A 13,204-nucleotide genomic window follows, 5' to 3' on the forward strand; every position below is an offset into this window, starting at 1 on the left:
TTGAGACAGCCTCATTTCTTTAAAATAATATATGAATTTCTAAATCCAATCTCCTAAATACATTTTTATATAAAATAAAATGAAAATATTGAAGAATTTATTATAATTTATAAGGCAATAGTTCTTTTATAATATATGAATATGTATAAGTTTTCCGTAAAAACTTCGAAAACTATAGTAGTATGTTTAAATTTATAATATATGTATAGGGAAGGATAAAATTTATGATAAAGTATGGGGATATAAATGCTTTGAATTTATTTGTGGGGGAGTTAAATAATGTTTCCATATTCATTTTGGATAAAGATTTTCATTATATAAAATTAAATAATAGTCATAAAAAATTTATGGAAAAATTATTAGGAATTCATGTAGAAGTGGGTATGAATATATTAGAAATAATTGAAGACTATTGTCCTTTAAACATTAGTGATAATTTAATATTAAGAATAAAAGAAAAAATGAAGAGCGCATTAAAGGGAAATAAGATTATAACAAATGAGGAAGTTCTAATTAATGGTAGTAAAGTAGAGTTTTATGAAATAGAGATAATTCCTTTAAAGGATGAAGATAACAATATACTAGGGGTAGGTGCATGTTGCTTAAATATAACAGAGAATGTAAATACAATGATAGAAGTATTAAAAACTAAGTTAGATTTAACCTATAAAGAACATTTAAAAAATAGTAAATTATTAAATGGGAATAATGGTAACAAAAATATATTTAAGATATTGATAGCAGAAGATAATAATGTAAATCAAATAGTAATGAGTAAATTAATTGAATTAAAGGGATGGGTGGCAAAAACGGTTTCTAATGGCCGAGATTCCATAGTAGCTTTAGAAAAGGATAGCTATGATCTAATTTTTATGGATATATCAATGCCTATAATGAATGGATTAGATGCATCAAATATAATTAAAAAAAATCCTAAATGGAGTAAAATACCTATAGTAGCTTTAACAGCATATGATTCTTTAGAGCAACAGAAGAAATTTAAATCATTAGGTATGGATGATTATTTAAGTAAGCCTATAGATTCAGATAAGTTACAATATATAATAGATAAGCATTTAAATAACAATAGGCAAATTAATAATAGTAAAATCAAGCTAAAGAAAAAAGAAATATATAGTAGTTTTGAGCGGTTAGAAAAAAATTTAGATGGTAATAAAGAGTTAGTAATAGAATTGGCTCATAAAATAATAGAGTTATTTTCTAAAGAACAAATGGATGAAATTATAAGGTTATCAAGAGATGGAGATATAGAAAATTTAAGAAATTTAATACATAAATTAAAGGGAGCCTCTTCAAATTTTGATTTATATGAGGTGAAAAAATTGCTAAATGAGATTAAAGAAAGAGCTATAGTAGGTGACATTGAGCATATTTATAAATTAGTAGAAAAGATAAGAATAAATATAAATAAATTAGAGCAAGATTTGATGTATTATAGTAAAAATAAATAAATTTATAAAAAATATTTTTAATTTAGTTGAAATTTGGGAATTAATGATATAAAATTAAAATATAAGGTAATATTAGCAATATATATGGAGAATAAGTATTTATTTTGCCGCATATAGGTTAATATAAAAATAAAAAATAATATTTACTTAATAATTTAATAAGTGATTGGTGTAATAGATAGAAAATAAGGAGTTATTTAGCTAGATATAGCCAACATAATTAGTTTACATATGTGGACTAATTATGTTGGTTTTTGTTTTTTATAAATTTATAGGGATGGGGAGGAGCAATAATATGTATAAATTAAGTAGTTTATCAACAAACACCTTGAAAATATCAAAGGATGAAAAATTAGATTTAGAAATATTTTTACATAGTAAGAGAGTTGCTATCTATGTGAAAAAAATTGCAGAGTTGATGAAGATTAGTTCAAAACAAAGTAATAATTTAGTTCTATTAGCATTGAACCACGATATAGGAAAGGCTAGAATACCTTCTAATATACTAAACAAAAAAGATAAATTAAGTCATAGTGAGTTTGAAATTGTAAAAGAACATACCCAGTTTGGTTCTGATATACTAAGGGAATATGGATATTGTTTAGAAATTTGTAATGTTGTAAAATTTCATCATGAAAATTTTGATGGTAGTGGTTATTATGGGTTAAAGGGAAAATCTATCCCTATGGCAGCTAGAATACTTCGTATAGCAGATGTATATGAGGCTTTAACTTCAGATAGATGTTATAGAAGAGCTTATACAAGAGAAGCAGCTTTAGAGATTATGGTAAAAGAAGAAAACATATATGATCCTGAAATATTAGAATTATTTGTTAAAAATATATATACAGATTCTTTTAACTTACAATTATGTATATAATTAGTCAGTAACTATATATAACGAGGAGGAAATTTATGAAGTCTAAATTTAAAAGTACTAAGGATAAAAATTTTATAAGTGTAAAAAGTGTTATAAATATACAAATATTGGGTTTGATTATTTTGATTTGTGGAATTTTAGGAATTGTATCCTATAAGAGCGCCTCTAAAGCTCTAACTAAAAATATTAAAATGCAACTTGAAAATAAGGCTAAAAATGGATCCACTATCTTGGCTAATAGAATGAATGAAGCAAAGGATAAATTACAAATAATAGCCGATTGGCCAGAAATAAAATCTATGGATTTAAAAAATCAAAAGTATCAATTAGCAGATGAAGCTAAATCATGGGGATTTAAGAATTTTAAAATAGTAAATTTGCAGGGTAATGCGTATACTATGAGCAATAATGAAGTAGAAAATATATCTAATAAAGAATATTTTAATAGAATATTAAAAGGAGATACATTTATAATAGATAGTGATATAGATAAGAACACTAATGTTCCTTTAATAAAAGTAGTTACACCTATTAAATCTGATGATAAAAAAGTAGTAGGTGCTTTAATAGGTTCTTTAGATATAAAAGATATAAATAAGTTAGTAAATGATGCACAATCAAGTAATAAAGAAGAAATTGGTTTTGTAATTAATAAAGAAGGATATTATATAGCAGATGATGATATTAACTTAGTTTTGAAGAGAGGCAATGATTTAAAAAATTACAGTAATGATTCAAAGTTTAAAGAACTTTTAAATTTTCAGAAAAAAATGATTAATGGTGAAAATGGTTTTGGAGAATATAAATACAATAATGTTAGAAGATTTATGGCCTATGAACCAGTTTCAGGCACAGAATGGTCTATGGCTATAGCTGTTGAAAAAAATTATTTATTTAAAGATATTTACACATTAAGAATAGTAATACTAATTTCAACTATCTTATTTATAATTTTAGGTATGATAATATCAAATGTTATTTCTAAAAATATTAAAGATCCACTTGTTAAAATGAAAGAGCATGCAGAGCAATTAGAAAAATGTAATTTAACATATAAAAATTCTATTAATAGAAAAGATGAATTTGGGGAAACAGCCAGGGCTTTAAATGAAGCTAGCAATATATTAAATCAAACCATAAATTCTGTAAAAAATGAAAGTGAAAATATATTACAAAGCAGTAATTGTGCAAAAGAAACTTTTAATAAGGTAAATGCTGAGGTACAACAAATAACTGCATTTACTGAAGAGATTTCTGCTAATATGGAGGAATCTTCAGCTGGAATAGAAGAAATGGCATCTATGACTGCCTCTGTCAAAGAAGATATGAATATTACTAAGGAAAAAGCAAAAGAAGGACTTGATTTAGCAATAAACATTAAGGAAAAGGCAGAAAGTGTAAATGAAGATGCTTGTAGTTCAATGAGTGAAGTGGAAAAAATATATGAAAATTCAAAGGAAAAATTAGAAAAAGCTATTCGTGAAGCTCAAGTGGTAGAAAATATATCTGAAATGGCTGAGAGTATTTTAGGTATAGCTGAAAAGACAAACTTATTAGCTTTAAATGCGGCTATTGAGGCTGCTAGAGCAGGAGAACAGGGTAGAGGCTTTGCAGTAGTAGCAGAAGAAGTAAGAAAATTAGCAGAGCAATCCTCTAATGCAGTTGAAAATATTCAAGTTAATGTTAAGACTGTATTAAAAGCAGTAAGTGAACTTTCATCTTCTTCCGAATTTGTTTTGGAACTTATAGAAGAGAATGTATTAAGAGATTATAAAAAGCTTATAGATATGAGTGTACAGTATAAAAATGATGGAAATGTTGTTAAAGAGTTAATTGAGAATTTTTCAAATTTATCAGAAAAAACTTCTAAAGCTATTGAACAAATAGCAAGAGGTATGGAAGAGATGTCTGGATCTGTAATAGAAGTAGCAGAATCTTCAGGTGAAATTGCAGAAAAAATAAGCAATGTAAATCAACAAAATGAACTAATATTGAAAGAAAATGAAAAGAATTTAGAAATATCCCAACAATTAGTGGATACAATGGATGAATTTGAAAGTATTTAGAAGTATTTAAAACTATATAATATAAAATTAGAATAAAGTTATAAACAATATTTGGCTTATTGTTTATAACTTTATTTTTACAAAAAAATTGAATAATATATACATATTTGATAGAATTAATTTGATATTCTTATAGCGCAAAACAAAGGTTACTATATGCTAAAAATCTATTAAAGTTATTTAAAATATGTTTAAATAAGGAGCTTGTTAAATAATGGATGCTATTGAACGAGTAATGAATAATGTTAAAATATTATACGTTGAAGATGAGGCCATAACTCAAATTATTGTAAAAAAAATATTAAAAAAAATTTCAGGTAAATTATATATTGCTGAAAATGGCCAAGAAGGCTTTGAATTATTTAAGGTATATAGACCAGATATAGTAATTACTGATTTAAGAATGCCTATCATGAATGGCATAGATATGATCAAAAAGATAAGAGATTATGATCAAGAATGTGGAATTATTATTAATACTGAAGTAGATGATATAGAATATATAATAAAAAGTGTAGACATTGGTATTGACAAATACCTTGTAAAACCTATAGAAAAAGAAGAAATTATAGAAGCTATAAAAAATGTATTAAAAAAAGTTATAAAAAGAAAAAATGACAAAGGAAGTCTATGTGAATTTGTGAATTTTAGTAAAGAACATAAGCTAAAAATAACAGAAGAAATAAAAACAAAAATCTCTTTTTTAGTAAAAAAATATACGAGAAAAGGACCTAAAGATATTCAGGTATTTTGGGGTGGCAGTACTATAGAGATTAATACTTATGATATATTAACTCCTATGGAAAAAGCAGTTATAAAAAATAACAATAATGTGGCTTTGATTGAATATTATAGGGAAGTATTTTATGAGCAGGTATCAAAAGAATTTAATGATTTGATTAGTGATATTATTGGATTTACTGTTGAAATTTCAGAAATAAATATAAATGTAATAGAAAACACTGAAAGAATTATAATGAAATTAAATTTAAATAATATGTTTAAATAATATAATAATGAAATTAATACATTGAAGGAAAATTTACAAGTCAAAATAAGTTTTTACTTGTAAAAAAGCATAGAGGAATATATAATTAATCTATAATTGATAAAGATTAAAAACAGTGTTGATAAAAGCTACGATTTATAAATTTCTTCAGAGAGCCGATGTTTGGTGAGAATCGGTGAAAGGTTAAATCTTTCCACTTTTGGAGCTGCTAGTGATAAACTGAAAGGTTAGTACCCTTTATCTTACTACTGTCGAGTGGCTGGTTCTTATGGTAGACTAGCAATTTGGGTGGCAACGCGGATACTTCCGTCCCATATTTATATATGAGATGGAAGTTTTTTATTTTATAGTTTGAAAATTATTATATTACTTATATTTATGTAGGAGGGAAAACTATGTTAGATTTAAAATTTGTAAGAGAAAATCCAGAAGTTGTTAAGGAAAACATGAGGAAAAAATTTCAGTATAATAAGCTGGAGTTAGTAGATGAAGTAATTGCTTTAGATATTGAACTGAGAAATATAAAACCAGAAGCAGATACTTTAAGAGCTAAGAGAAATAAGATTTCAAAACAAATCGGTGGATTAATGGCTCAAGGGAAAAAAGGAGAAGCAGAAGAACTAAAGAAACAAGTCACAGCAGCCTCAGATCATTTAGCTGAATTAGAAAAAAGAGAAGGTGAACTGGAAGAAAAAATAAAGAGAATTATGATTACTATTCCAAATATTATTGATCCAAGTGTTCCCATCGGTAAAGATGATAGTGAGAATGTGGAGATTCAACGATATGGCGAACCAATTGTGCCAGATTTCGAAGTTCCTTATCATACTGAAATTATGAAGAAATTTAGTGGAATTGATTTGGATAGTGCTAGAAAAGTTGCTGGTAATGGCTTTTATTATTTGATGGGGGATATTGCCAGACTACATTCTGCAGTGATTTCTTATGCCAGAGACTTTATGATTAATCGAGGATTTATATATTGCATTCCACCTTTTATGATTCGTAGTGAAGTGGTGACTGGTGTTATGAGCTTTGCAGAAATGGATTCTATGATGTACAAAATAGAAGGTGAAGATTTATATTTGATTGGAACCAGTGAACATTCTATGATTGGTAAATTTATTGATACAATATTACCGGAAGCTTCTTTACCACAAACATTAACTAGTTATTCACCTTGCTTTAGAAAGGAAAAAGGAGCACATGGTATTGAAGAAAGAGGAGTATATCGAATTCATCAATTTGAAAAGCAAGAAATGATTGTTGTATGTAAACCGGAGGATAGTACAATGTGGTATGATAAGCTATGGCAAAATACAGTAGACTTTTTCCGTTCTTTGGATATTCCTGTAAGAACTTTGGAATGCTGTTCTGGTGACTTGGCAGATTTAAAAGTAAAATCAGTTGATGTAGAAGCTTGGTCTCCTAGGCAGAAAAAATATTTTGAGGTAGGAAGCTGCTCTAATTTAGGTGATGCACAAGCACGCCGTCTTAAAATTCGTGTAGATGGTGAGGATGGCAAATATTTTGCGCACACATTAAACAATACTGTAGTTGCACCTCCAAGAATGCTAATTGCTTTTTTAGAGAACAACTTAAATGCAGATGGTTCTGTCAATATTCCAGTTGCATTACAACCATATATGGGTGGAATGACTGTCATTAAATAATTAATGTCTGTTTTTTTAGAATATATGGTTCCAAATTAAACTTAATGAACGTTTGGAGAGTAATTTAGAATATAAGGAAATTATGACTTAACAGCTTTTAAAGATTGAGAATTAAAACAAGAAATACTTTTGTTCAATAGATAGCTATAAAAATAAAGAATACTAATATTTGTGTCCTAATATTTAAGCTAACACTCTAATGTCACGTCCTGCAGAGCTAAGTAAACGTTCTGTTTATTTTACGCTTAAATATTAGTTCACAAATAAAGTATTCTTATTATTTTTTAGATATCTATCTTCTTTAAAAGTAGTTCTTGTTTTAATAACTTTAAAAGCTGTTATAGTAATTTCCAACTGAAAGGGAAAACTACAAAATGATGATTTTGTTCCGCTTTTTTATACAAAATCTTTAATTATAATATTACCGCTAACTTAGTTATAAGTCTAAAGATTATAAAATCAAATATAGATTCAGTTAATAATATTTTTATTTAAAATAATAAAATGCAAATTTGTTATAAAAAATTAGTTTATATAAACTTATGATATAATTTGTATTAATAAACTATATTGAAAAGGTTGATTTATATGGAATGCAAGGGTGAAGTGAATATATCCGTTAGAAATTTAGTGGAATTTATATTAAGAAACGGAGATATTGACATTGGATATCTAGGGGGAAGCAGAGCTCAAGAAGGAATAAAAGCACATAAAAAATTACAAAAAATTAGGATGGAAAGTGCTACCCCTTTACTTATGATGGAGTATGAGAAAGAAGTTTTATTAAAATATTCTATAGAATATAAAAATTTTTTATTTAATGTAGAGGGAAGAGCAGATGGAATTATTATAGAAAATGACTCTATTACTATAGAAGAGATTAAAACTACAACTAGAAATTTGGATGAGATTAAAGATAATTTACTGCATTGGGCTCAGGCTAAGTGCTATGCTTATATTTATTCAAAAGATAAAAATCTTGAAAAAATTAATATTAAATTAACTTATTATAATATTAAAAATGAAAACATTAAAAGTATAGATAAAACTTTTAACATACAGGAATTAGAAGAGTTTTTTTATGGTATTATACATAAATATTATGTTTGGATAGAGTTTAATTATAAATTTAAACAGGAAAGAAATAGGGACATTAAATTATTAAAGTTTCCCTTTAAAGAATACAGAGAAGGGCAAAGAAAATTAGCTGTATCTGTTTATAAAACTATAAGTGAGAATAAAAATATATTTATAGAAGCTCCCACAGGTATAGGAAAAACTATTTCTACAATATTTCCTAGTATTAAGGCTATTGGAGAAGGTGAAGTAGATAAAATTTTTTATTTAACAGCTAAGAATACTACAAGAGATTTTGTTTTGAGTAATTTTAAAAACATGATAGATAAAGGCATTGCTTTTAAAGTTATCACTTTAATTTCCAAGGAAAAGATTTGCTTTAAAGAGGAATTTAAATGTACACCAGAGAAGTGTGAGTTTGCTAAAGGTCATTTTAATAGAATAAATGAAGCTATATTAGATATTTTAAATAATGAAAATGTTATAGATGAAGCTGTTATTAAAGAATATGCCTTAAAACATAGAGTTTGCCCCTTTGAGTTTTCTTTAGATATAAGTTTATGGTGTGATGGAATAATTTGTGATTATAATTATGCTTTTGACCCTAGGGTATATTTAAGAAGATTCTTTTCTGAGGGGAAAGATGACTTTGTATTATTAATAGATGAAGCTCATAACTTATTAGATAGATCTAGAGAAATGTTTTCTTCAGCTATATCTAAAAATAATGTTTTAAATTTAAGAAAGTCTATTAAAGATAAAAGTAAAGTTTTATCTAGAATTTTAGGAAAAATAAATAATGAACTTTTAGACATAAAAAAAATTTATGAATTAGATAATTATTATATAGAAAAAGAGAAACCAGAAAAATTACAAATATTATTAAATAATTTTACATCAGAGATTGAAGTGCTTATGATGAAAGGAAACTTTCAAATAAATGATGAATTACTTAATTTTTATTTTGAGGCTTTATATTTTTTAAAGATATGTGAATTATATGGAGATAATTATATAACCTATGGAGAAGAATACAATAGGGATTTTATAATTAAACTTTTTGCTATAGATACTTCAAGTTTATTAAATGAAACTTTGAAAAAATCAAAGGCAAGCATATTTTTTTCAGGAACATTATCTCCTATAAAATATTTTAGAGAAGTTTTAGGGGGAGGGGATGAAGATTATGTTTTAAAATTAAATTCCCCTTTCCCAATAGAAAACCATAAGATTTTAATAGGTTACAATGTTTCAACAAAATACAAAAATAGATGCAAGAGCTATGAGAATATATGTGATTATATAAATATGGCCTGCAAAATTAAAAAAGGAAACTACATGGTTTTTTTCCCATCTTATAAATATATGAAAGAAGTTTTTTCATTATATAAAGAAAAATATCCAGAAGAAAATATTATAGTTCAAAATTCTTCTATGAGTGATGGAGAAAGAGAAGAATTTATAAATAAATTTGAAAAAGGAACAGAAAATGTACTAGGCTTTTGTGTATTAGGTGGTATTTTTTCAGAAGGAATTGATTTAACAGGAGATAAAGTAATAGGAGCTATAATAATAGGAGTAGGATTACCACAAATATGTGTAGAAAGAAATTTAATAAAGAATTATTATGATGATAAATTACAGTCTGGCTTCCAGTACTCATATATTTATCCAGGGATGACTAAAGTTATGCAGGCTGCTGGTAGGGTAATAAGAACAGAGATAGATAAAGGAATAATATTACTTATTGATGAACGATTTAATAGTTATTCCTATAAGAAGCTATTTCCTAAACACTGGTATCCTAATATTAGTGTAAAGAATAAGAGAGAGTTAGAAACGGCTTTAAAGGAGTTTTGGAATTAATATAATATATATTATGAAATGAAATGTTCTAAATTTAATTTTTGGAGCATTTTTATTTTTTGGAGGAGATATTGATATTGATAATCATTTATAATTGTATTAAGACATATATAAGTAAGAGAGAAATAAAATTATATATATCAGCAATTTTTTATATGTTTAATTAAAGGAGAGGTACATTTATGAATAAGAATAAAGAGGAATTGCTTCACAAAGAACCTAAAGAGTTGATGTTTAAATTATGCATTCCGGCAATTATAGGAATGGTAGTAATAGGTTTATATTCATTTATGGATGGGGTTTTTGCTGGACAATTAATAGGAAAGAATGCTATGGGTGCTGTAGCAGTCGCATATCCAATTACATTTTTAAATAGTGCTATAGCTACTTTGATAGGAATTGGGTCTTCATCTATTTTGTCAAGAGCTATAGGGAAAAATGATCAAGAAACAGTAAATAAAATTATGGGGAATTTATTATGCCTAGTATTGATATTTTCCACTATTATCATGGTTATAGGAATTGTATTTGCAAAAGAACTTTTACTTTTAACTGGGGCCGAAGGAGAAATTTTAGAGTTAGCTGTAAGATATCTTCGTATTATTTTCATAGGCTCAATTTTTGTTAATTTTGCTCAAAGTGCAAATATGGTAATGCGTGGAGAAGGAATTATGAAGAAAGCTATGCTTTTTATGACAATAGGAGCTGTTTTGAACATAATATTAGACCCTATTTTAATAACAGCTTTTGGAGAATATGGAATTGAAGGTGCAGCAACAGCTACTATAATATCTCAAGTTATACAAGCTGTTATTACAATGGTTTACTTTATAAGAAAAAGTAAAAATGTTAGATTTCATAAAATACAAATTGAAAAAACACTTCTACCAGAGATATTTTCCGTAGGATTATCTGCTATGATGATGCAACTTATGAGTATGATACAACAGACATTAATGTATAGAATGGCAGCAAAGTATGGCGGTAATAATCAATTAATATTAATGGGAGCAACATTAAGAATCCAAGCACTATCTTTTATCCCTCTTTGGGGAATGAGCCAAGGATTACAGCCAGTAGTTGGAACAAATTATGGAGCAAAATTATTTCCAAGAGTAAAAAAATGCATGAACATATTTATACTAGGAGCTACTATTCTTGCTTGTGTATTTTGGATACCTATTGAACTGTTTCCTCAAAAGGTATTATCACTAATGATAACAGATGTGGAGATAGTTAACGAAGGAATTACTAATTTTAGAATAATGTACAGTTTATTCCCAGCGCTAGGAACCTTTATTATGGGAGTAACATTTTTTCAATCAATAGGTAGTGCTAAAAATGCTGGCCTTTTGGTTTTGTTAAGACAGGTCATATTGTTTGTGCCAGCAATTATAGTATTTCCTTCTATAGTAGGAATTAGTGCTGTATGGTTTGTAAGTCCATTAATAGATGGAATAGTATTTATTATATTAGTATATTTAATTTTAAAGGAATATAAAAAGATGGATACAGTAAATTTATCTGAAGCTATATAAAAATATAATTTTTTAAAATGGATATGCAAATTAATTTTTATTAAATTTAAAGATTTATATTAAAAAATCAAAAAATAATTAGAATACTTCATTTGTGTACTAATATATAAGTGTAAAAGGAACAAGATGTTTATTTAGTATGGGGGACATCAGTGCCTTAGCTTAGATATTAGGACACAAATATTAGTATTCTTTATTTTTATAGATGGTTATTTTTACTAAAGGTACTTTTTATTTTAATTATGAATATTTTTAGTTTGTTAAGTTATAATTTTTTTAATTTTATGTTTAATAAGAGTCATATTTGTCTAATACATTACGAAGTTTTTTTGCTTGAATAGCTTCATTTTCTGCAAATTCTCCAAAAAGATCAGCTACAACTTTATCATCTATTTTATGAGAGTACATTTGATAGTCTCTCACGTTTTCTTGAGCATCTAATATTTTCTTTTTAATAATGTCTTTAGTTGTTAAATCCATATTCATTCCTCCTTTTTTTTATTAGTTTTCTCTTTTTAAAATTTATTATGCAAAGCTTTAAACAGTAATAATAAAAAATAATTTTTACAAGAATTTATATAAATAAAAAACATTGAATTTAAAAATAAAAAAAATTTAATTTTAATACTTCAAAGATAAAAAATACACTTAATAATTTTATTAAGTGTATTTTAAAATTTTTGATATATTTAAATTAAACCTATTTTAAAATAATCTTTTTGAAGTTTCTAATATATTTATATATTTAATATTAAAAATTGTTCATATTAAATATTATTTATATAATAATTTAATTATTAATACAAAATATAGTAAAGATAGTATTTTATATGTATAAATAATTAAGGATATTTATATTTCATATAAGAAGTTATAAACTTTTTTGTAAACATTATGAGTTCCTATTACAACTATAATATCACCTTCTGTAAATATATAATTTGGACCAGGAGATATTATAATTTCTTTTCCTCTTCTATAGGCTACCATAGTTGTACCAGTTTGTTGCCAAAATTTAACTTCATTAACTTTTTTGCCGATAAATTTACAATTCTCCTCAACAGCTACTTCTATTAAAGTAAAAGGGGAAATGTTTTCAAAACGATCCATTAAGTCTAGTATCTTATTAAAATTCTCTTGCAATTCTTCATCTAATCTTTTTTTTCTAAGAAGAATATCCTCTATATTTTCTTTAACTGTAGCCAGATATACATTAGACTTATTTCTTTCTATAAATTTTTCAGCAGCAGATATAGATAATATTTCTATTCCACTACCCTTAGTAGATTTTACCACACTCATATCCTCTAATAGTGCAACAGCTCTCCTTATAGTTTCAGGAGATACATTATACATACTAGCTAAGGTAGATCTACCACTTATTTTTTCGTCACTTTTTAATTTTCCCCTAACTATACGATTAGCTATATCTAAGGCTATATTTTTATATAAAGGACCAGTACTATTTTTCATAAATGATTCCTCCTAATATGCATAATTAAAAATATGAGTACTATATATGGTATCCCTATAACATCTTACTATATTTTGAATATTAATGCTACTAGTACTAAGTTTAAATTTAACATTTTTTATATTTTTGACACAAAAATCCGTATAGTG

General features: G+C 26.0%; 9 protein-coding genes and 1 other annotated feature. Of the genes, 7 read left to right on the plus strand and 2 right to left on the minus strand.

What is annotated here, in order from left to right:
* The first annotated feature begins 224 nt into the window (after window positions 1-224).
* The 7 genes from ACYUDJ_RS07610 (at window position 225) to ACYUDJ_RS07640 (ending at window position 11,581) form a co-directional block, all read left to right on the plus strand.
* Window positions 225-1,472: a response regulator gene (locus ACYUDJ_RS07610; RefSeq protein ID WP_003488429.1), complete on the plus strand. Its 1,248-nt coding sequence runs from the start codon at window positions 225-227 to the stop codon at window positions 1,470-1,472.
* 295 nt (window positions 1,473-1,767) lie between these two features.
* Entirely contained in the window at window positions 1,768-2,352 is a 585-nt protein-coding gene (locus tag ACYUDJ_RS07615; protein ID WP_042386125.1) for an HD-GYP domain-containing protein, read from the plus strand.
* A gap of 35 nt (window positions 2,353-2,387) precedes the next feature.
* Window positions 2,388-4,418, plus strand: a complete 2,031-nt coding sequence (locus tag ACYUDJ_RS07620) for a methyl-accepting chemotaxis protein (protein WP_003488431.1) — start codon at window positions 2,388-2,390, stop codon at window positions 4,416-4,418.
* Window positions 4,419-4,632: 214 nt separating this feature from the next.
* Complete coding sequence (locus ACYUDJ_RS07625) at window positions 4,633-5,427, plus strand: Na-translocating system protein MpsC family protein (RefSeq protein WP_043031301.1); 795 nt, start codon at window positions 4,633-4,635, stop codon at window positions 5,425-5,427.
* 109 nt (window positions 5,428-5,536) lie between these two features.
* Window positions 5,537-5,744, plus strand: a binding site (T-box leader).
* A 78-nt stretch (window positions 5,745-5,822) separates the two neighbouring features.
* Window positions 5,823-7,100 carry a serine--tRNA ligase gene (gene serS / locus ACYUDJ_RS07630; RefSeq protein ID WP_043031303.1) on the plus strand — a complete coding sequence of 426 codons (1,278 nt, stop codon included), beginning with the start codon at window positions 5,823-5,825 and terminating at the stop codon, window positions 7,098-7,100.
* A gap of 588 nt (window positions 7,101-7,688) precedes the next feature.
* Window positions 7,689-10,043 carry an ATP-dependent DNA helicase gene (locus ACYUDJ_RS07635; RefSeq protein ID WP_043031306.1) on the plus strand — a complete coding sequence of 785 codons (2,355 nt, stop codon included), beginning with the start codon at window positions 7,689-7,691 and terminating at the stop codon, window positions 10,041-10,043.
* Window positions 10,044-10,225: 182 nt separating this feature from the next.
* On the plus strand, window positions 10,226-11,581 hold the full coding sequence (locus ACYUDJ_RS07640; protein ID WP_003488435.1) for an MATE family efflux transporter: 1,356 nt from the start codon (window positions 10,226-10,228) through the stop codon (window positions 11,579-11,581).
* A gap of 288 nt (window positions 11,582-11,869) precedes the next feature.
* Here the strand turns inward: ACYUDJ_RS07640 and ACYUDJ_RS07645 are convergent, their stop codons facing one another.
* Both ACYUDJ_RS07645 and ACYUDJ_RS07650 read right to left on the minus strand, forming a co-directional pair.
* Window positions 11,870-12,061 (minus strand): hypothetical protein, encoded by a 192-nt coding sequence (locus ACYUDJ_RS07645; protein WP_003491632.1) that lies wholly within the window; start codon window positions 12,059-12,061, stop codon window positions 11,870-11,872.
* A 372-nt stretch (window positions 12,062-12,433) separates the two neighbouring features.
* Complete coding sequence (locus ACYUDJ_RS07650) at window positions 12,434-13,054, minus strand: TrkA C-terminal domain-containing protein (protein WP_003488437.1); 621 nt, start codon at window positions 13,052-13,054, stop codon at window positions 12,434-12,436.
* Window positions 13,055-13,204 lie beyond the last annotated feature (150 nt).

Source organism: Clostridium sp. CTA-6, from assembly GCF_054768115.1.